Annotated in this window: 22 protein-coding genes; 7 read left to right on the top strand and 15 right to left on the bottom strand. The window is 70.9% G+C overall.

The features are described 5' to 3' along the window. Positions 1-108 precede the first annotated feature (108 nt). Positions 109-1,968 (top strand): endonuclease/exonuclease/phosphatase family protein, encoded by a 1,860-nt coding sequence (locus tag E0F75_RS20765; RefSeq protein ID WP_187624032.1) that lies wholly within the window; start codon positions 109-111, stop codon positions 1,966-1,968. A 54-nt stretch (positions 1,969-2,022) separates the two neighbouring features. On the opposite strand, the gene E0F75_RS20760 is transcribed toward E0F75_RS20765, so the two are convergent. Further along, positions 2,023-2,736 (bottom strand): antibiotic biosynthesis monooxygenase, encoded by a 714-nt coding sequence (locus tag E0F75_RS20760; RefSeq protein WP_187624031.1) that lies wholly within the window; start codon positions 2,734-2,736, stop codon positions 2,023-2,025. A 98-nt stretch (positions 2,737-2,834) separates the two neighbouring features. On the opposite strand from E0F75_RS20760, the gene E0F75_RS20755 reads away from it, so the two are divergent. After that, entirely contained in the window at positions 2,835-3,293 is a 459-nt protein-coding gene (locus E0F75_RS20755) for a GNAT family N-acetyltransferase (protein WP_187624030.1), read from the top strand. 68 nt (positions 3,294-3,361) lie between these two features. On the opposite strand, the gene E0F75_RS20750 is transcribed toward E0F75_RS20755, so the two are convergent. Then, positions 3,362-4,114: an SDR family NAD(P)-dependent oxidoreductase gene (locus tag E0F75_RS20750; protein WP_187624029.1), complete on the bottom strand. Its 753-nt coding sequence runs from the start codon at positions 4,112-4,114 to the stop codon at positions 3,362-3,364. A gap of 133 nt (positions 4,115-4,247) precedes the next feature. Here E0F75_RS20750 and dapA point away from each other — a divergent pair, with 133 nt between their 5' ends. Continuing rightward, positions 4,248-5,147: a 4-hydroxy-tetrahydrodipicolinate synthase gene (gene dapA / locus E0F75_RS20745; protein ID WP_187624028.1), complete on the top strand. Its 900-nt coding sequence runs from the start codon at positions 4,248-4,250 to the stop codon at positions 5,145-5,147. On the opposite strand, the gene E0F75_RS20740 is transcribed toward dapA, so the two are convergent. From E0F75_RS20740 to E0F75_RS20725, 4 genes are all read right to left on the bottom strand, one after another. Beyond that, a complete protein-coding gene (locus E0F75_RS20740) occupies positions 5,126-5,344 on the bottom strand; it encodes a hypothetical protein (RefSeq protein WP_187624027.1) in 219 nt (72 codons plus the stop codon). The genes dapA and E0F75_RS20740 overlap by 22 nt on opposite strands. A gap of 62 nt (positions 5,345-5,406) precedes the next feature. Beyond that, positions 5,407-6,390 (bottom strand): 2,3,4,5-tetrahydropyridine-2,6-dicarboxylate N-succinyltransferase, encoded by a 984-nt coding sequence (gene dapD / locus E0F75_RS20735; protein WP_187624026.1) that lies wholly within the window; start codon positions 6,388-6,390, stop codon positions 5,407-5,409. Positions 6,391-6,543: 153 nt separating this feature from the next. Next, complete coding sequence (locus tag E0F75_RS20730; protein ID WP_187624025.1) at positions 6,544-7,092, bottom strand: TetR/AcrR family transcriptional regulator; 549 nt, start codon at positions 7,090-7,092, stop codon at positions 6,544-6,546. Further along, a complete protein-coding gene (locus E0F75_RS20725; protein WP_187624024.1) occupies positions 7,092-7,412 on the bottom strand; it encodes a multidrug efflux SMR transporter in 321 nt (106 codons plus the stop codon). The genes E0F75_RS20730 and E0F75_RS20725 overlap by 1 nt, the downstream gene beginning before the upstream one ends. Before the next feature lie 63 nt (positions 7,413-7,475). Between E0F75_RS20725 and E0F75_RS20720 the strand changes: the two genes are divergently transcribed. After that, positions 7,476-8,588: an oxidoreductase gene (locus tag E0F75_RS20720; protein WP_187624023.1), complete on the top strand. Its 1,113-nt coding sequence runs from the start codon at positions 7,476-7,478 to the stop codon at positions 8,586-8,588. A gap of 114 nt (positions 8,589-8,702) precedes the next feature. Here E0F75_RS20720 and E0F75_RS20715 read toward each other — a convergent pair whose 3' ends face one another. The 8 genes from E0F75_RS20715 to E0F75_RS20680 form a co-directional block, all read right to left on the bottom strand. After that, positions 8,703-9,041: a metal-sulfur cluster assembly factor gene (locus E0F75_RS20715; RefSeq protein ID WP_055602247.1), complete on the bottom strand. Its 339-nt coding sequence runs from the start codon at positions 9,039-9,041 to the stop codon at positions 8,703-8,705. After that, on the bottom strand, positions 9,038-9,502 hold the full coding sequence (sufU, locus tag E0F75_RS20710) for a Fe-S cluster assembly sulfur transfer protein SufU (RefSeq protein ID WP_187624022.1): 465 nt from the start codon (positions 9,500-9,502) through the stop codon (positions 9,038-9,040). Before sufU ends, E0F75_RS20715 begins: the two co-directional genes overlap by 4 nt. Before the next feature lie 10 nt (positions 9,503-9,512). Further along, complete coding sequence (locus tag E0F75_RS20705) at positions 9,513-10,781, bottom strand: cysteine desulfurase (RefSeq protein ID WP_187624021.1); 1,269 nt, start codon at positions 10,779-10,781, stop codon at positions 9,513-9,515. Continuing rightward, on the bottom strand, positions 10,778-11,545 hold the full coding sequence (sufC, locus tag E0F75_RS20700; RefSeq protein WP_024757174.1) for a Fe-S cluster assembly ATPase SufC: 768 nt from the start codon (positions 11,543-11,545) through the stop codon (positions 10,778-10,780). Before sufC ends, E0F75_RS20705 begins: the two co-directional genes overlap by 4 nt. Before the next feature lie 7 nt (positions 11,546-11,552). Then, positions 11,553-11,870, bottom strand: coding sequence for a bifunctional 3-phenylpropionate/cinnamic acid dioxygenase ferredoxin subunit (locus tag E0F75_RS20695; RefSeq protein WP_030322524.1), 318 nt, complete (start codon positions 11,868-11,870; stop codon positions 11,553-11,555). Continuing rightward, positions 11,870-13,087 carry a Fe-S cluster assembly protein SufD gene (gene sufD / locus E0F75_RS20690; protein ID WP_187624020.1) on the bottom strand — a complete coding sequence of 406 codons (1,218 nt, stop codon included), beginning with the start codon at positions 13,085-13,087 and terminating at the stop codon, positions 11,870-11,872. The genes E0F75_RS20695 and sufD overlap by 1 nt, the downstream gene beginning before the upstream one ends. Before the next feature lie 71 nt (positions 13,088-13,158). Then, positions 13,159-14,574, bottom strand: coding sequence for a Fe-S cluster assembly protein SufB (sufB, locus tag E0F75_RS20685; protein ID WP_187624019.1), 1,416 nt, complete (start codon positions 14,572-14,574; stop codon positions 13,159-13,161). After that, positions 14,571-15,296 (bottom strand): metalloregulator ArsR/SmtB family transcription factor, encoded by a 726-nt coding sequence (locus tag E0F75_RS20680; RefSeq protein WP_187624018.1) that lies wholly within the window; start codon positions 15,294-15,296, stop codon positions 14,571-14,573. The genes sufB and E0F75_RS20680 overlap by 4 nt, the downstream gene beginning before the upstream one ends. Before the next feature lie 321 nt (positions 15,297-15,617). Between E0F75_RS20680 and E0F75_RS20675 the strand changes: the two genes are divergently transcribed. The 3 genes from E0F75_RS20675 (at position 15,618) to E0F75_RS20665 (ending at position 18,410) form a co-directional block, all read left to right on the top strand. Then, complete coding sequence (locus E0F75_RS20675; RefSeq protein ID WP_187624017.1) at positions 15,618-16,553, top strand: ABC transporter ATP-binding protein; 936 nt, start codon at positions 15,618-15,620, stop codon at positions 16,551-16,553. Between the two features lie 65 nt (positions 16,554-16,618). Then, positions 16,619-17,368 carry an ABC transporter permease gene (locus E0F75_RS20670; protein WP_194481378.1) on the top strand — a complete coding sequence of 250 codons (750 nt, stop codon included), beginning with the start codon at positions 16,619-16,621 and terminating at the stop codon, positions 17,366-17,368. Positions 17,369-17,441: 73 nt separating this feature from the next. Beyond that, on the top strand, positions 17,442-18,410 hold the full coding sequence (locus E0F75_RS20665; RefSeq protein WP_229312763.1) for a heme A synthase: 969 nt from the start codon (positions 17,442-17,444) through the stop codon (positions 18,408-18,410). Positions 18,411-18,439: 29 nt separating this feature from the next. Here E0F75_RS20665 and E0F75_RS20660 read toward each other — a convergent pair whose 3' ends face one another. Beyond that, on the bottom strand, positions 18,440-19,540 hold the full coding sequence (locus tag E0F75_RS20660; RefSeq protein ID WP_187624014.1) for an amidohydrolase family protein: 1,101 nt from the start codon (positions 19,538-19,540) through the stop codon (positions 18,440-18,442). Positions 19,541-19,553 lie beyond the last annotated feature (13 nt).

Here is a 19,553-nt window from a genome sequence, read left to right as displayed (position 1 = left end):
CGTCAGCCTTCGTACACCCGTCGACTCTTGACAAGTTGGGCGCGATGCAAAGAGATTGACGCGCGTAGATTCATCTGCCGTTCCTCCAAGTACCCTCGGAGCCCCCTGATGCCTTCCTCCATACCGAGATCTGCCGGCCGCACCGTCGCGCGCTCCGCCGCGGTCTCCGCCGTCGTCGCCGCCGCCCTCGCCGCGGGCCTGCTGGCCGGTTCGACGAACGCCGCCGCCGAGGACGCGGCCGGTGTCCGCATCCACGACATCCAGGGCACCACGCGCGTCTCGCCGCTCGTCGGCAAGCAGGTCACCGGCGTGACGGGCATCGTCACCGGCGTCCGCACCTACGGCTCGCGCGGCTTCTGGATCCAGGACCCCGAGGGCGACGCCGATCCGGCCACCAGCGAGGGCCTCTTCGTCTTCACGAGCTCCGTCCCGACGGTCGCCGTCGGCGACGCTGTCAGCCTGAGCGGCACGGTCACGGAGTACGTCCCCGGCGGGCTGAACTCCGGCAACCAGTCGCTGACCCAGATCTCCAAGCCGGTCGTCACCGTGGTCTCGCAGGGCAACGCCGTCCCGGCCCCGGTGACGATCTCGTCCTGGTCGGTTCCCGGCGTGTACGCCCCTGAGGGCGACCCGGCCGCAGGGGGCTCGGTCAACGGCCTGACCCTGAACCCCCGCACGTACGCCCTGGACTACTACGAGTCCCTGGAGGGCACCAACGTCCGGATCGGCTCCTCGCGCGTGGTCGGCGCCACCGACCCGTACTCCGAGCTGTGGGTCACGGTGAAGCCCTGGGAGAACCGCAACCGGCGCGGCGGCACGGTCTACGGCTCGTACGAGTCGCAGAACACCGGCCGGCTCCAGATCCAGTCGCTGACCCCGATCGCCCAGCAGCCGTTCCCCAAGGCGAACGTCGGAGACCGGCTGACCGGCACCACCGAGGGCCCGCTCGACTTCAACCAGTTCGGCGGCTACACGATCACCGCCCGCACCCTCGGCACGGTCGTCGACCGCGGCCTGGAGCGCGAGTCCACGGACAGGCAGCACAGGAACGAGCTGGCCGTGGCCACGTACAACGTGGAGAACCTCGACCCGAGCGACCCGCAGGAGAAGTTCGACGCGCTCGCGAAGGCGGTCGTCACCAACCTCGCCTCGCCCGACATCCTCGCCCTGGAGGAGATCCAGGACAACAACGGCGCCAAGAACGACGGCACGGTCGCCGCCGACCAGACGGTGAAGAAGTTCACGGACGCGATCGTGGCGGCCGGCGGCCCGGCGTACGAGTGGCGCTCGGTCGACCCGGAGAACAACAAGGACGGCGGCGAGCCCGGCGGCAATATCCGTCAGGTCTTCCTCTTCAACCCCGAGCGGGTCTCCTTCACGGACCGCGCGGCCACCGACGCGACCTCCGCCACCGGCGTGACGGGCCGCAAGGGCCACGCCGCCCTGACGGTCTCCCCCGGCCGGATCGACCCGGCGAACACCGCCTGGGAGAGCAGCCGCAAGCCGCTCGCGGGCGAGTTCGTCTTCCGCGGCCGTACCGTCTTCGTGATCGCCAACCACTTCGGTTCGAAGGGCGGCGACGAGTCCATCGTCTCGCACCACCAGCCGCCGGTCCGCTCCTCCGAGGCGAAGCGACTGCTCCAGGCGCAGTCCGTCAACGGCTTCGTGAAGCAGCTCCTCGCGGTCGAGAAGCAGGCCGACGTCCTCGTCGTCGGTGACATCAACGACTTCGAGTTCTCCGGGACGACGAAGGCGCTGACCGACGGCGGCGCGCTCTACCCGGCCGTGAAGTCGCTGCCGCGCAGCGAGCGCTACTCGTACGTCTTCCAGGGCAACAGCCAGGTGCTCGACCAGATCCTGACGAGCCCCGGCGTGCGCCACTTCGAGTACGACAGCGTCCACATCAACGCGGAGTTCGCCGACCAGGACAGCGACCACGACCCCCAGGTCGTGCGCTTCCGCCCGTAGTCACCCGGGGGCGGTCCGGCGCGGCGACGAGCCGCTCCGGACCGTCCGGCCGTGTCACACGCCCGCGCTCAGGCTGAGCGCGGGCGTGTACCGCTTCACCCGGCTGCCCACGAGCCCCGGGTAGTGGTGCACCCGTGCCCAGGCCGGGCTCAGCCGGCCGTCGTCGGCCAGCCACTCCTCATGGGCCCGCTCGCTCTCCCACTCGGCGTAGTTCAGGACCCGGCCGCCGTCGGTGGACAGATGGAACTGGACGCTGGTCCCGCTGACCCCCGGCCGCAGCGCCGCGTCCTCGTCGACGGCGGTGAACACGGTCTCCACCCAGGCCCGCCGGCGTCCCGCGTCGGGTCCGTCGAAGTCGGCCTCGACGATCACGACGACCCCGGGCAGCTCCCCCGTGCTCGTCGCGCCGAGGACGGCGGACCGGTGGATCGGGGCGTAGCGGCGGAGTTCCACCCGCTCGATGCCGGGTACGGCGGCGTCGATCTCGGCGTTCCGGTCGTCGCGGTAGGTGCGGACGAAGTCCTCGTAGGCCTGCTCGGCGGTCCACTGCGAGTAGTGCAGCAGCGTGTCCCCGTCGGTCCCGGCGTAGACGCTGTACGAGAGGAGCCCGAGGTCGGGCCATTCCCTGCTCTCCCAGGCCTTGCGGATGGCGTCGACGGCCGCGCGCTGGCGCTCGGGGGTGCCGACCTTCCAGGTGCTGACGAGGACGGCGTCGACTCCGGGGCGGTGGAGGTCGGGGCGGGCATCGGGGTGGGCGACGGCGTTCATGAGGGTCTCCTGTTCCTCGGGGGTTCCTCGGATCGCTCCACCGTCGTCCCTCAACCTTGGTTGAGGTCAACCCCCGTTCCCGTGCGAGACTTCGCGCCATGATCCTTCGTGACCTGACCCTGCGCCCCGCGACCCGCGCCGAACTTCCCGCCGTCCTCGCGCTCCTGGCCGACGAGGACACGGTCGTGGACCCCTGCTCGGTCACCGTCACAGAGGCGTACGAGCGGGCCTTCGCGGACATCGAGGCCGATCCGCGCAACGAGATGCTGGTCCTGACGGACGGTGAGCTGGTCCTGGGCTGCCTCCAGGTCACGTACATCCCGGGGCTCGGCCAGGGCGGCGGCGAGCGGGCCCTGGTCGAGGCGGTCCGGATCCGGGCCGACCGGCGCGGCGGCGGCCTCGGCCGGGAGCTGATGGAGCGGGCCTCGGCACGCGCGCGGGAACGCGGCTGCGCGCTGGTCCAGCTGACCAGCGGCAAGCGGCGGACGGACGCCCACCGCTTCTACGCCTCCCTGGGGTACGCGCGCAGCCACGAGGGCTTCAAGCTCGCGCTCTGACGCCGCGTACCCGGCCCGCACCTTCAGAGCCCGGCCCGGCCAGCTCGACGGGATCCGCCGGACAGGCCCTAGCCGAGCAGGTGGCCACCGCCGTCGACGAGGAGCACCTCGCCGGTGATGTACGCGGAGTGGGCCAGGTCGTGGACGGCCCCGGCGATGTCCTCGGCCCGGCCGACCCGGCGCAGCGGGACGACGTCGGCCACATGGGCCTTGGCCGCGTCGGCGCCGTCGACCCCGTCGAACCAGGGGGTGTCGATGAGGCCGGGCGCGACCGCGTTGACCCGGACGTCGGGGCCGAGGGTCTTGGCGAGGAGCTTCGTCATGTGGTTGACGGCCGCCTTGGAGACGGCGTACGGGATGGAGCTGCCGCCGGGCCGGACGCCGGCCTGGGAGGAGACGTTGACGATGGCGCCACGGGTCTTCCGCAGGTGCGGGACGGCGGCGGTGATGGTCTGCCAGACGCCGATGACGTTGACGTCGTAGAGGTGACGCCAGACCTCGGGCGAGGCGGCTTCGAGGTCGTCGTGCGGGATGAACCGGGTGGTGCCCGCGCAGTTGACGAGGAGGTCGAGGCGGCCGAGGGTCTCCACGGCCCGCTCGACGAGGGCCTGCGCCTGGGTCTCGTCGGAGACGTCCGCCTGGAGGTAGACGGCGCCGGGCAGTTCGGCGGCGAGGCGTTCGCCCGCCTCGACGGAGCGGGCGGAGTTGACCACGACCCGGTATCCGGCCTCGGCGAGGCGGCGGGCGACGGCGGCGCCGATGCCCGAGGACGAGCCGGTGACGAGGGCGACGCGCCCGCCGTCGGTGCTGTGTGAGCTCATGCTGTGCTGTTCTCCATGTCCCCCTGTCGCGCCCGTCGATCATGCCAGAGCCCTCATGCTTAAGTGATCGTGATCTTTCCGCCGAAGCAGATCTAAGTGGACCTTCACCGTGCAAACCGCTCAGACTTCGGTGATGAGCACTTCCCCTTCCCGCCCGGCACGTCCCTTCGGCCGCGCGCTCTGCGCGATGATCACCCCGTTCACCCCGGACGGCGAGCTCGACCTGGACGAGGCGGGCAAGCTGGCCGCCCGGCTCGTCGGCGAGGGCTGCGACGGTCTGGTCCTGAACGGCACCACCGGTGAGTCGCCGACCACCACCGACGCCGAGAAGGCCGCGCTCGTCCGCGCCGTCCGGGAGGCCGTCGGACCGGGGCCCTCGGTCCTGTCGGGCGTCGGGACCTCGGACACCCGGCACACGGCCGAGCTGGCCCGCCAGGCCGAGGCGGCGGGGGCGGACGGGCTGCTCGTCGTCACCCCGTACTACAGCCGCCCTCCGCAGCAGGCCGTCGAGGCCCACTTCCTCAAGGTCGCGGACGCGACCGGCCTGCCTGTGATGGTCTACGACATCCCCGGCCGGACGGGCACCCGCGTCGAGCCGGCGACGATGCGGCGGCTCGCCGAGCACCCGCGGATCGTGGCGGTGAAGGACTGCGCGTACGACCTGCTGGGCTCGGCCCGGGTGATCGCGGAGACCCCGCTCGCGTACTACTCGGGCTGCGAGGAGATGAACCTGCCGCTGTACGCGGTCGGCGGCGCCGGCTATGTCAGCACGGTGGCGAACGTGGCGCCCCGTCAGCTGCGCGCGGTCCTCGACGCCTTCGACGCGGGCGACACGGCGGAGGCGGCCCGGCTCAACGCCCGGCTGCTGCCGCTCGCCGAACGGATGATGGCCGCGGGCCTGCCGGGCACGGTGACCGTCAAGGCGCTGCTCGGCGGCCCGGTGCGCGAACCGCTGCAGCCCGCCGACCGGGATGCGGTCGACGGGCTGCGGGGGCTGTACGAGGCGCTGCTTCAGGCGGAGTCGGTGGTGTAGGTCCTGCCGAGGATGGCGGCGTGCTCCAGGACGTCCTCCAGCGGGTCGTCGATCTGACCCGTGTGGAGCGAGAGGCTGGGCCCGTTGGTGACGGTGGGCCCGTTGTGGGTGTGCGTCTCGTCCGCCGCGGCCGTCCCGGCCGATAGCAGGACCGCCGCCGTCGTGAGCACTCCTGCGACCATGGGCTTCGTCCTCATGTCGACTCCTCGCCTTGTCTGCGTGCAGTGACTCTGCGTTCTGTTAACGCAGAGTCACCGGATCAGTTGTGGCTGTGGAGGATGTCGTTCAGCCCGCCCCAGACCGCGTTGTTCGGGCGGGCCTCGACGGCGCCGGTGACCGAGTTGCGGCGGAACAGGATGTTCGAGGCGCCGGAGAGGTCGCGGGCCTTCACGATCTCGCCGTCGGGCATCGTGACCCGGGTGCCGGCGGTGACGTACAGACCGGCCTCGACGACGCACTCGTCACCGAGCGCGATGCCGACACCCGCCTCGGCGCCGATCAGGCAGCGCTCGCCGATCGAGATGACGACGTTGCCGCCGCCCGACAGGGTGCCCATGGTGGAGGCGCCGCCGCCGATGTCGGAGCCGTTGCCGACGACGACACCGGCGGAGATCCGGCCCTCGACCATCGAGGTGCCGAGGGTGCCGGCGTTGAAGTTGACGAAGCCCTCGTGCATGACGGTGGTGCCGGCCGCGAGGTGGGCGCCGAGGCGGACCCGGTCGGCGTCGGCGATCCGGACCCCGGCGGGCGCGACGTAGTCCGACATCCGCGGGAACTTGTCGATGCTGGTGACGGCGAGGTGCAGGCCCTCGGCGCGCGCGTTGAGGCGGACCTTCTCGATGTCGTCGACGGCGACCGGACCGAGCGAGGTCCAGGCGACGTTGGCGAGGAGGCCGAAGACGCCGTCCAGGCTCTGACCGTGCGGCTTGACCAGGCGGTGGCTGAGCAGGTGCAGACGCAGGTAGGCGTCGTGGGCGTCGAGCGGCTTCTCGTCGAGCGAGGAGATGACGGTACGGACGGCGACCACCTCGACGCCGCGGCGGGCGTCCACGCCGAGGGCCTTGGCGGCGCCTTCGCCGAGGGCGTTCACGGCCTCGTCGGGGGTGAGCCGCTCGGTGCCGGCGGGGCCGGCCGCCTCGGTCAGCTCGGGGGCGGGGAACCAGGTGTCGAGAACGGTGCCGTCGCCGGCGATGGTGGCGAGGCCGGCGGCGACGGCGCCGGTGGTGCGAGGAGCAGTGGTCATGACGGAAAACCTAACCGGCGGGGCCCCGCGCGGGCCAACCGGTCTCAGGTGTCGGTCGAGCGGATAGGCGGTTCCGACGAGCGCGAGAGGGCCCGTTTCGGTCCTTCCTTCAGGTCGGGTACGGCAGTTGCCCGATGCTCGTCCCGCCCTTGCTCACGCCGGGCGCAGCACCCGCGTCAGCATCATGCGCGCGTACTCCTCGTCGTACGGCTCGCCGGTGAGCAGGGACTGGAGACAGATGCCGTCCACGAGGGCGACCAGGGCGCGTGCGGTGACCGGGTCGGTGCGACGGGACAGGAGGGAGACCACGGTCTCGGCCCACTCGGCGGCCACCGGGCGGAGCGCGGGGCGGCGCAGGGCGGCGAGGTAGAGCTCGTACTCCAGCTCCACCTGGGCGCGTTCGCCGCCGATCCACTCCCCCATGAAGCGGGCGAGCGCGGCGGCGAGGTCGCTGTCCGGCGCGTTGAGGGCGGAGTGCTCGCGGAGCAGCCGCGCGAAGCCCTCGTTGGCCTTGCGGAGGGCGGCGACGAGGAGTTCGTCGAGGGAGGCGAAGTGGTACGTGGTCGAGCCGAGCGGCACGTCCGCCTCGGCGGCCACGGTGCGGTGGCTGAGCCCGGCGATCCCGGAGCGTCCGGCGACCCGGAGGGCCGCGTCGACGATCCGGTCCCGCCGTTCGGGGTCGTGCCGGCGTGGGCGGGCCATCAGTGGGCGCCGCCCAGGTTGAGGACGACGACCCCGGCGATGATGAGGAGGATGCCGGCGATCTTGGCGAGGCTGAGGGTCTCGCCGAGGAAGAGGATGCCGATGGCGGCGACGGCGGCGGTGCCGACGCCGGCCCAGATGGCGTACGCGGTGCCGACCTGGAGCGTCTTGAGCGCCTGCGCCAGGAGCGCGAAGGCGACCACGTATCCCACGCCGGTGACGATCGACGGCCAGAGCTTGCTGAAGCCCTCGCTGTACTTCATGGAGGTGGTGGCGAGTATCTCGGCCGCGATGGCGCCCGCGAGGAGTCCGTAACCCATGCGTACAAGCGTACACAACGATGCGTACGGGCGTACACAACGATGGCCGATACGGTGTCCCGCATGACGATTCCCCCAGGGCCGCCCCACGGTCACCCAGGGCCGCCGCCCTACGGCTACGGATACGGCTATCCGCCGCCGCCCCCGCCGCCGAAGCCCGGTGTGATACCCCTGGCGCCGCTCACCTTCAGCACGATCCTGACCGGCGCCTTCGCGACCTTCGGCCGCTACTGGAAGCAGCTCCTCGGGGTGGCGGCGGTGATCTACCTCGGCGCCCTGCTCGTCGTCGGAGCGGCGATCGGCATCGCGTACGCGGTCGTCGGCGACGTCTTCCCCGCCGTGTTCGACCTGCCCTCGGGCCAGGAGCCGCGCTGGGAGGACATCCGGCCGCTGCTCATCGCCTTCGTCTGCGTCTGGCTGGCCGCCATGATCGCGATGGTCTGCGCGAACGCCCTGGTGGCGGCGGCCTGTCCGGCCGTGGTCCAGGAGGCGGTACTCGGCCGCCCCACGACCTTCGGCGCGATCTGGCGCCGGGCCTGGGACCGGATGCCGGCCGTGCTCGGCACCGTGTTCCTGACGAGCGCGGCGCTGGTGATCCCGATGCTCCTGTTCCTGGGCGGCTTCGTGGCGATGATGATCGCCCTCTTCGCCGGGCTCGCCGACGCGAGCACCGGAGCGGGCCCCGACCCCGACGGCCCGGGAATCTCGTTCGTCCTCCCCCTGGTGCTGTTCCTGGTGGCGCTGTCGACCCTGCCGTTCGCCCTCTGGATCTGGGTGAAGTTCAGCCTGGCCCCGGCGGCGGCCGTGATGGAGGGCCAGGGCCCGGTCGCCTCGATGCGCCGCTCCTCGCAGCTGGTCCGCGGTGACGGGTGGCGCGTCTTCGGCTGTCTGCTCGCCGCCGGGATCATGGCCTCCGTCGTCGGCATGCTGATCCAGCAGGTCCTCTCCACCCTGGCGTCGACCCCGCTGACGCTCACCGACTTCTCCGGCGAGGACTCCGGCGCCGTCATCGCGTCGCTGATCGTGATCTTCACGATCCTCATCCTCGGTCAGCTGATCAGCCAGGTGGTCGTCTCCGTCTTCCCGCCGCTGGTCACCGCGCTGCTCTACGTCGACCAGCGGATCCGCAAGGAGAACCTGGCCCCGGAGCTGGCCCGCGCGGCCGGACTCGCCTAGACACCCCCTGGAACCCGTCCGGCGGATCAGGGCCGGACGGGCCGTGGCCCGGGGCAACGCGAAACGGCCGTGCCCCGGAGGGCACGGCCGTTCACCCGCGTACGCGAGGGTCGATCAGACGTTGAAGCCGAGCGCGCGCAGCTGCTCGCGACCGTCGTCCGTGATCTTGTCCGGGCCCCACGGGGGCATCCAGACCCAGTTGATCTTCAGTTCGCTGACGATGCCGTCCGTCGCGGACTTCGCCTGGTCCTCGATCACATCGGTCAGCGGACAGGCCGCCGACGTCAGGGTCATGTCCAGCGTCGCGATGTTCGACTCGTCGATGTGGATGCCGTAGATCAGGCCCAGGTTGACGACGTCGATGCCCAGCTCGGGGTCGACGACGTCGTACAGCGCCTCACGGACTTCTTCCTCGGAGGCCGGCTTCATCGTGGCCTCGGCGTTCTCGGTCATGCCGACTTCCTCTCCGCCGCGTCGCCCAGAGCCTGGGCGGTCGCGTCCTTCCACGCCATCCAGCTGAGCAGCGCGCACTTCACACGGGCCGGGTACTTGGAGACTCCGGCGAACGCGACCGCGTCCTCCAGGATCTCCTCCATCGCGTCGTCGGGCTCGATCTGGCCCTTGGACTGCATGAGCTCCAGGAACGTGCCCTGGATCTTCTGCGCGTCCGCCAGCTCCTTGCCGACGAGCAGCTCGTTGAGGACGGACGCGGAGGCCTGGCTGATGGAGCAGCCCTGGCCCTCGTACGACACGTCCTCGATGCGCGAGCCCTCGTACTTCACGCGGAGCGTGATCTCGTCGCCGCACGTCGGGTTGACGTGGTGCACCTCGGCGTCGCCGTCCCGAAGACCGCGCCCGTGCGGGTGCTTGTAGTGGTCCAGGATGACGTCCTGGTACATCGAATCCAGCTTCACGAGCCGTCCCCTAGCCGAAGAAGTTCCGTACGTGCTCCAGACCCGCGACCAGGGCATCGACCTCGGCCGGGGTGGAGTACAGATAGAACGACGCCCGCGTGGTCGCAGGAATTCCGTACCGCAGGCAGACCGGCCGCGCGCAGTGGTGGCCGACCCGGACCGCGATGCCCTCTTCGTCGAGGACCTGGCCCACGTCGTGCGGGTGGATGTCGCCGAGCGTGAAGGAGATCGCCGCGCCGCGGTCCTCGGCCGTGGTGGGGCCGATGATCCGCAGGTCCGGAACCTCCTGGAGGCGCCGGACGGCGTACTCGGTGATCGCGTGCTCATGGCGCGCGATGTTCTCCATACCGATCGCCGAGAGGTAGTCCACGGCCGCGCCGAGGCCGACGGCCTGGGCGATCGGGGGCGTACCCGCCTCGAACTTGTGCGGGGCCGGGGCGTACGTCGAGGAGTGCATCGAGACGGTCTCGATCATCTCGCCGCCGCCCAGGAAGGGCGGCAGGTCCTCGAGCAGCTCCTGGCGGCCCCAGAGGACGCCGATGCCCGTCGGGCCGCACATCTTGTGGCCGGTGAAGGCCACGAAGTCGGCCTGGAGCGCCTGCACGTCCAGGACCATGTGCGGGGCCGCCTGGGAGGCGTCGATGCAGACGAGCGCACCGACCTCCTGGGCGCGGCGGATGATCGTCTCGACCGGGTTGATCGTGCCCAGCAGGTTCGAGACCAGCGTGAACGAGACGATCTTGGTCTTCTCGGTGATGACCTCTTCGATGTTCGAGAGGTCGAGACGGCCGTCGTCGGTGAGGCCGAACCACTTCAGCTTCGCGCCCGTGCGCTGCGAGAGCAGCTGCCACGGCACGATGTTGGAGTGGTGCTCCATCTCCGTGATGGCGATCTCGGTCTCATGGTCCACGCGGTAGGGCTCGTCGGCCCAGCCCAGCATGTTGGCCACCAGGTTGAGCGACTCCGAGGCGTTCTTGGTGAAGATCACCTCGTCGCGGCTCGGCGCGTTGATGAAGGCCGCGACCTTGTCACGGGCGCCTTCGTACAGCGCCGTCGCCTCCTCGGCGACCGTGTAGACGCCGCGGTGGACGTTGGCGTTGTGACGCTCGTAGTACGTGTTGAGCGCGTCGAGGACCTGCCGCGGCTTCTGCGAGGTCGCCGCGGAGTCGAGGTACACGATCTTCTTGCCGTCGTGGACCACGCGATCCAGGAGCGGGAAGTCCTTGCGGATCGCCTCGGTGTCGAGGAGGCCGGAGAGCCCCTGATGGGCAGATGTCACGCGGATGCGCCACCCTTCGTGCTGTAGGCCTCGTAGCCCTCGTTCTCCAGCTTGTCGGCGAGCTCGGCGCCGCCGGACTCGACGATGCGGCCCTCGGAGAAGACGTGCACGAAGTCGGGCTTGATGTAGCGGAGGATCCGCGTGTAGTGCGTGATCAGCAGGGTGCCGACCTCGCCGGTCTCGCGGACGCGGTTGACGCCCTCGGAGACCTGGCGCAGCGCGTCGACGTCCAGGCCGGAGTCGGTCTCGTCGAGGATCGCGATCTTCGGCTTGAGGAGCTCCAGCTGGAGGATCTCGTGGCGCTTCTTCTCACCGCCGGAGAAGCCCTCGTTGACGTTGCGCTCGGCGAAGGCCGGGTCCATCTGGAGCTGCTCCATCGCGGACTTGACCTCCTTCACCCAGGTGCGCAGCTTGGGGGCCTCGCCGCGGATCGCGGTGGCGGAGGTGCGCAGGAAGTTGGAGACCGAGACACCGGGGACCTCGACCGGGTACTGCATGGCCAGGAAGACGCCGGCGCGGGCGCGCTCGTCGACCGACATCTCCAGGACGTCCTCGCCGTCGAGGGTGACGGTGCCGCCGGTGACCGTGTACTTCGGGTGGCCGGCGAGCGAGTACGCCAGGGTCGACTTGCCGGAGCCGTTGGGGCCCATGACGGCGTGGGTCTCGCCCTGCTTGATGGTCAGGTCGACACCCTTGAGGATCTCGCGGGGGCCGTTCTCGGCCTCGACGGAGACGTGCAGGTTGCGGATTTCAAGCGTTGCCATGGGTGACTCAGGACTCCTGGGTGACGGAGACGAGCACATCGTCCCCTTCGATCTTTACGGGGTATACGGGGACGGGGCGCGTCGCGGGAAGGCCGGAGGGCTTGCCGGTGCGGAGGTCGAAGCTGGAGCCGTGCAGCCAGCACTCGATGGCACAGTCCTCGACCTCGCCCTCCGAGAGGGAGACGTTCGCGTGCGAGCAGATGTCGTTGATCGCGAACACCTCGCCCTCGGTGTGCACGACCGACACCGGCGTGCCGTCGACCTCGACCCGCTTCGGGGTGTCGGCCTCCAGCTCGCTCAGCGCGCAGACTCGGACGAAGGCCATCAGACGGAGGCCTCCAGCTCGGCCTCGATCTTGGCGATGAGGCGCTCCTCGACGTCCGGCAGACCGATCTGCTGGACGAGCTCCGCGAAGAAGCCGCGGACGACGAGGCGACGGGCCTCGGCCTGCGGGATACCGCGGGACATCAGGTAGAAGAGCTGCTCGTCGTCGAAACGACCGGTGGCCGAGGCGTGACCGGCGCCGGCGATCTCGCCGGTCTCGATCTCCAGGTTCGGTACGGAGTCGACCCGGGCGCCGTCCGTGAGGACCAGGTTCCGGTTGAGCTCGTACGTGTCCGTGCCCTCGGCCGCGGCCTGGATGAGCACGTCGCCGATCCAGACGGCGTGCGCGTCCTGGCCCTGCAGCGCGCCCTTGTAGGCCACGTTGGACTTGCAGTGCGGGGTGTTGTGGTCGACCAGGAGGCGGTGCTCCTGGTGCTGGCCGGCGTCGGTGAAGTACAGACCGAACAGCTCGGCCTCGCCGCCGGGCGCCGCGTACGCCACCCGCGGGTGGATGCGGACGACGTCGCCGCCGAAGGTGACGATGACGGACTTGAAGGAGGCGTCACGGCCGACCAGGGCGTTGTGCTGGGCGACGTGGACGGCCTTCTCGTCCCAGTCCTGGACGGAGACGACGGTCAGCTTGGCGCCGTCACCGAGGACGTAGTCGACGTTGGCGGCGAGCACCGCGTCACCGGAGTGGTCGAGGACCACGACGGCCTCGGCGAAGGCCCCGAGCTCGATGACCTGGTGGCCGAAGGCGACGCCGCCCTCACCGTGCACGGTGATGCGGATCGGCTCGGTGAGCACGGCCTCCTTGGCGACGGTGACGACCGAGGCCTTCTCGAAGGAGGAGTACGCCTGCGCGGCGACACGGTCGACGGGCTTGCCGGCCTTGCCGAGGCGCTCGTCCTCACGGCCGACGGTCTCCACGGTGACGCCCTCGGGGGCCTCGATCTCGACCTTGACGCCCTCGCCGGAGGCGACGGCGGTCCCGTCGTGCAGGCCACGGAGACGCGCGAGCGGGGTGAACCGCCACTCCTCCTCACGGCCGTGCGGGACGGGGAAGTCCGCGACGTCGAAGGACGGGGGCGCGCTCATGCGCGTGGCGACGGTGGACTCGGCGGCCACCGCGATCGAGCCGGCGGTGGTGGAGCCCGCCGGAGGGGGTCCCCCCGCTCGAGCGGAGCCGAGAGTGGGGGAGTTCTGAGCCTCAGCCATGGCTGTTGGGTTGCTCTCTTCCTGCGTACGTGAAAATCGGTCGCTGCGTGTGCTGTGGGGCGGGGTGGGCCTTAGCCCACCGAGCCCTCCATCTGCAGCTCGATCAGCCGGTTGAGCTCCAGGGCGTACTCCATCGGGAGTTCCTTGGCGATGGGCTCGACGAACCCGCGGACGATCATCGCCATGGCCTCGAACTCGGTGAGGCCGCGGCTCATCAGGTAGAAGAGCTGGTCCTCGGAGACCTTGGAGACGGTGGCCTCGTGGCCCATGGAGACGTCGTCCTCGCGCACGTCCACGTAGGGGTACGTGTCCGAGCGGGAGATCGTGTCGACGAGCAGCGCGTCGCAGAGCACGTTCGACTTGGAGCCCGGGGCACCCTCGCCGATCTCGATGAGACCGCGGTAGGAGGTGCGGCCGCCGCCTCGCGCCACCGACTTGGAGACGATGTTGGAGGAGGTGTTCGGGGCCATGTGGACCATCTTGGCGCCGGCGTCCTGGTGCTGGCCCTCGCCCGCGAAGGCGATGGACAGGGTCTCGCCCTTGGCGTGCTCGCCCATGAGGTAGACGGCCGGGTACTTCATGGTGACCTTGGAGCCGATGTTGCCGTCGACCCACTCCATGGTGGCGCCCTCGTAGGCGACGGCGCGCTTGGTCACCAGGTTGTAGACGTTGTTCGACCAGTTCTGGATGGTCGTGTAGCGGCAGCGGCCGCCCTTCTTCACGATGATCTCGACGACGGCGCTGTGCAGCGAGTCCGAGGAGTAGATCGGGGCGGTGCAGCCCTCGACGTAGTGGACGTAGGCGTCCTCGTCGACGATGATCAGCGTCCGCTCGAACTGGCCCATGTTCTCCGTGTTGATACGGAAGTAGGCCTGGAGCGGGATCTCGACCTGCACGCCCTTCGGCACGTAGATGAACGAGCCGCCGGACCACACGGACGTGTTCAGCGAGGCGAACTTGTTGTCGCCGACCGGGATGACCGTGCCGAAGTACTCCTTGAAGAGCTCCTCGTGCTCCTTCAGCGCGGTGTCGGTGTCGACGAAGATGACGCCCTGCTCCTCCAGGTCCTCGCGGATCTGGTGGTAGACGACCTCGGACTCGTACTGGGCGGCGACACCGGCGACGAGGCGCTGCTTCTCCGCCTCGGGGATGCCGAGCTTGTCGTACGTGTTCTTGATGTCCTCCGGCAGGTCCTCCCAGGACTCGGCCTGCTTCTCGGTGGACCGCACGAAGTACTTGATGTTGTCGAAGTCGATGCCGGAGAGGTCGGAGCCCCAGGTCGGCATGGGCTTCTTGGCGAAGAGCCGCAGACCCTTGAGACGCAGCTTCAGCATCCACTCGGGCTCGTTCTTCTTCGAGGAGATGTCGCGGACGACGTCCTCGTTCAGACCGCGCTTGGCGGTGGCACCGGCGGCGTCGGAGTCGGCCCAGCCGTACTCGTACCGACCCAGGCCCTCGAGCTCGGGGTGGCTGATCTCGGTGGTCATGCGGGGTTCCTCCCGGCCGTACTTGCGGATGCTGATTCGGTGGTCTGTGGAGTGCTGTGCGGGATGAACGTGGTGCAGACGCCGTCACCATGCGCGATGGTGGCCAGACGCTGGACGTGCGTTCCCAGGAGGCGGGAGAAGAACTCCGTCTCCGCCTCGCACAGCTGTGGATACTGCTCGGCGACGTGGGCTACCGGGCAGTGGTGCTGGCAGAGCTGCTCGCCGACCGGCGCGTTCCGCGCAGTGGCAGCGTACCCGTCGGCGGTCAGGGCCTTGGCAAGCGCCTCGGTCCGTCGCTCGGGTTCGACGGCCTCGACGGCTTCGCGGTAGGCGTCCGCCTGGGCCTCGATCCGGTCGCGGGCGAAGGCGGCCACCGCCGCTTCACCACCGGCGTTGCGCTCGATCCACTGGAGCGCCTCGACCGCGAGCGAGTCGTACGACTGGTCGAAGGCGTCCCGGCCGCAGTCGGTGAGCGCGAAGATCTTGGCGGGGCGGCCGCGGGCTCGCGCCCCGTAGACGCGCTGCTCGCGCGCTTCGACGACGTTGTCGGCGACCAGCGAGTCGAGATGGCGGCGGACGGCGGCCTGGGTGAGGCGGAGTCGTCCGGCGAGATCGGCGACGGTCGACGGCCCGTGATCCAGGATCGACCGTGCGACCCGGTTGCGCGTCGAACGCTCACGGGTCGCGAGTTCCTCCATGGGAGCCGCGCCAACGTTTTTCACAACGCCATTGTTGCGTAATTAATCTCGGACTGACAAGCCGCGCCGGACACGGTGACGGTGCGGTGCGTCACTCAGGTAAGGCTTACCTGACCTGCGGAAACGATCATTCGTAGGACGAATCACGCCCTCGTTCCCTGCTCCCCCCGGGCCGGATCCAGCCGCCTCGCGAGGCAGTACGTGCAGGCCACAGGGGCTCCACCGGCCACTTCGCCGCCCGGCACGACGAAAAGGAGATCACGCCGCGGACCGCCCGAACCGGACGTTCCGGGGACGCGGGCCCCGCGCCGGGAGGGCCCCCGACCCCTCTCTAGACTTCCCGTCATGCGAAACGAGTCCGTCGGGTGCGTCGTCCAGGTCCGTGGCCTGGTCAAGCGGTACGGCAACAAGACCGCCGTCGACGGCCTCGACCTCGACGTGCGGGCCGGCACCGTGACCGCCGTCCTCGGCCCCAACGGAGCCGGCAAGACCACCACCATCGAGACCTGCGAGGGCTACCGGAGGCCCGACGCCGGCACCGTGCGCGTCCTCGGCCTCGACCCGGTCGCCGACGCGGCCGCCCTGCGCCCCCGGATCGGCGTCATGCTCCAGTCCGGCGGCGTCTACTCCGGTGCCCGCGCCGACGAGATGCTCCGCCACATGGCGAAGCTGCACGCCCACCCGCTGGACGTGGACGCGCTGATCGAACGCCTCGGCCTCGGCTCCTGCGGCCGCACCACCTACCGGCGCCTCTCCGGCGGCCAGCAGCAGCGCCTCGCGCTCGCCATGGCCGTCGTCGGCCGCCCCGAGCTCGTCTTCCTCGACGAGCCGACCGCCGGACTCGACCCGCAGGCCCGCCGCGCCACCTGGGACCTCGTGCGCGAGCTGCGCGCCGACGGGGTGACCGTGGTCCTCACCACCCACTTCATGCAGGAGGCGGAGGAACTCGCCGACGACGTCGCCATCGTCGACGCCGGCCGGGTCGCCGCCCAGGGCAGCCCCGAGCAGCTGTGCCGCGGCGGCGCCGAGAACACCCTCCGCTTCACCGGCCGCCCCGGACTCGACCTGGGCTCGCTGCTCAAGGCGCTGCCCGACGGCACCGCCGCGGCGGAGCCGCTCCCGGGCACGTACCGGATCACCGGCACCGTCGACCCGCAGCTGCTGGCCACGGTCACCAGCTGGTGCGCCCAGCACGGCGTCATGCCCGACGGCATCTCCGTCGAGCGCCACACTCTCGAGGACGTCTTCCTCGAACTGACGGGCAAGGAACTGCGGTCGTGAGCACTGGTTCGGTCGAGAGCACCGGTACGTACGCCCCCCGGCCGGGGGGTGCACCCGTCGGCCGGATGATCGCGGCGCAGACGGCCCTGGAGACCCGGATGCTGCTGCGCAACGGCGAGCAGCTGCTCCTCACCGTGATCATCCCGTCGCTGCTCCTGGTGCTCTTCTCCACCGTCGACATCATCACGGTGCCCGTGTCGACGACGGGCGGCGCCGACAAGGCCGTCGACTTCCTCGCCCCGGGCATCCTCGCGCTCGCCGTCCTGTCGACCGCGTTCACCGGCCAGGCCATCGCGACCGGTTTCGAGCGGCGGTACGGGGTGCTCAAGCGCCTCGGCGCCTCGCCGCTCCCCCGCTGGGCTCTGATGACCGCCAAGACGCTCGCCGTCCTGGTGACCGAGGTCCTCCAGATCGCCCTGCTGACGGCGATCGCCCTGGGCCTCGGCTGGTCCCCGCACGGGGCCGCGACCTTCACCGGCGTGCTCTCGGTGCTGCTCCTCCTGGTCCTCGGCACGGCCGCCTTCTCCGGCCTCGGCCTGCTGATGGCGGGCACGCTGAAGGCGGAGGCCACCCTGGCCGCCGCCAACCTGGTCTTCCTGCTGCTCCTGGTGGGCGGCGGCGTCATCGTCCCGCTGGCGAAGTTCCCGGACGCGGCCCGCTCGGTCCTGGAGCTGCTCCCGATCTCGGCGCTCTCCGACGGCCTGCGCGCGGTCCTCCAGGACGGCGCCGCCCTGCCCTGGGGCGACGCGCTGACCCTCGCGGTCTGGGCCGTCCTCGGCCTCGGCGCGGCGGCGAAGTTCTTCCGCTGGGAGTAGTGGACAGGTCCCAGAGGGTGACGTTTCCCGACAAGGCACCCCTCGTGAAACCGTGCACAAGCCCCGGCCTACGATAGGGCCCGTGCTGACCCCCCTCGCCTCCATCGCCAGGCGCTGGACTCCGTCCCCCAGGACGCTCCGGCGCGCCGCGCTCTCCGCCGTCGTGATGAGCGTGCTCATCATCGTCACCGGTGGCGCGGTCCGGCTGACCGGTTCCGGTCTCGGCTGCGACACCTGGCCGAAGTGCACCGACGACAGCCTGATCGTGACGCCCGAGCAGGGCTACCGCGGCGCGATCGAGTTCGGCAACCGGATGCTGACCTACGTCCTGTCGGCCGCGGTCGGCTGGGCGATCATCGCCGCCCGGTCCACCAAGCCGTGGCGGCGCGGGCTGACCCGGCTCGGCTGGGCCCAGTTCTGGATCGTGATGAGCAACGCCGTCATCGGCGGCATCACGGTGTGGATGGGCCTCAACCCGTGGACGGTCGCCGGCCACTTCCTCGCCGCGAACGCGCTGCTCACCGTCGCCGTCATCACCTGGCACCGGACCGGCGAGGGCGACACCGCCGCCCGCCCGCGCGTGCCGCGCCCGGTCCGCAAGCTGTCCTGGGCGATCACGATCACCTCGGGCCTGCTGATCGCGCTCGGTACGACGGTGACCGGCGCCGGCAAGCACGCCGGTGACAGCAGCGACGTGCCGCGCATGCCGTGGGACTGGACGAACGCCGCGCACCTGCACGCCATCGCCGCCTGGGTCGTCTGTGCCCTGGCGCTCGCGATGTGGCTGGTCCTGCGCGTGGTGGACGCCCCGCTCGACACCCGGGCGCGCGCCCGCGACCTGCTGATCGTGCTGCTCGCGCAGGGCGTCGTCGGCTACGTGCAGTACTTCACCGGGGTGCCCGAGCTCCTGGTCGCCGCCCACATGCTCGGCTCGTCCCTGATGTGGATCGCGGTCCTGCGCCTGGCCCTGAGCCTGCGCGAGCGCCCGGTCCCCACCGCCGGCATCCCGGCCCAGGCCGACGCCCAGCTGGCGACGGCCTGACCGCTCCGCCCGGCCCGCACCCGACGGGTCTACCGGCTCCCCGCGAGCCGGTAGACCCGTCGTGCGTTTCCCGCCGCGATCATCGTGGCGACGCGCTGGGCGTCCGTACGGGACCAGGCGCCGTCCATGACCCATTCACCCAGCACCCGGGTGAGGGCGGTGCGGAAGACGTTCGCGGCGACCACGTGGAGCTCGGGCAGGCCGTGGGCGCCGCTGGAGAACAGCAGCTTCCCGAACGGCGCCCGCTCCAGGACCTCGGCGAGGACGGCCGCCGCCCGCGCCCCGGTGTGCGCGAGGACGGGGCCCAGGTCCGCGTGGACATGCGGGTGCACGGCGGTCAGGTGCGCCGCGGCGCGGTGGTACGGGTAGGAGTGGAGCAGCACCAGGTCGGTGCCGAGCCCCGCGGTGGCGGCGGCGAATCCGGCGAGCGGGGCCGGGTCCCGGTGCCCGGTGTGCAGCTGCACGGGGCGCCCGGCGGTGACCGCGATCCAGAGCAGATGGCGCAGCAGCACGGGGTCGGTGAGCGGGCCGCCGGCCGGGCGTCCGGCGAGCCAGCGCCCCGCGGCCCCGCGTACCTCTCCGGGTCCCGGGGGTGCGGGCGTGTACGTGAGTCCCTGGCGTACCCCCGCCACGGAGGCGAAGGCCACGGCGTGGACGGCGGCCCCGTGGACTGCCTCGGCGAGGTTGGCGAGGAAGGCCTCGACGGTCCCCGAGGTGTCGGCCACCTGCTCGGCGAGGGGTTCGAGGCGGACGATCTCGTGGGCCTCCGCGGCGCCGGTGGCGCCGAGCTCGGCCGGTCCCGTGAGGTCGTCGGGCAGTCCGGTGTCGACGAGGTACGTGGCGATCCCTGAGGCCCGCAGCAGCCGCCGGCCCGCCTCGGCGACGCCCAGTTCGCGGCGGCGCGCGAGATACCGGGCCGGTGGGCAGTGCGCTTCGAGACCGAGCAGCGGCGGGCACCATCGGCGCACGGCGAAGCCGGTCTGGGTGTCGAAGAAGGTGGTGCCCGCGGCGGGCAGCGCGCCGCTGCCGCCCAGCTGGGCGCCGAGGCGGGCCTCGAAGGTGCCGAGGCCGAGCTCCGTACGGAGCACCCCGTGGCAGTACTGGTCCACCAGGCTCGGCGTGTCGATCATCTCGGGGGGCTCC

Origin of the sequence: Streptomyces sp. CB02980 (assembly GCF_014451325.2) — a bacterium.
Classification (GTDB): Bacteria; Actinomycetota; Actinomycetes; order Streptomycetales; family Streptomycetaceae; genus Streptomyces.
This window is presented reverse-complemented; position numbering and strand designations above follow the sequence as displayed.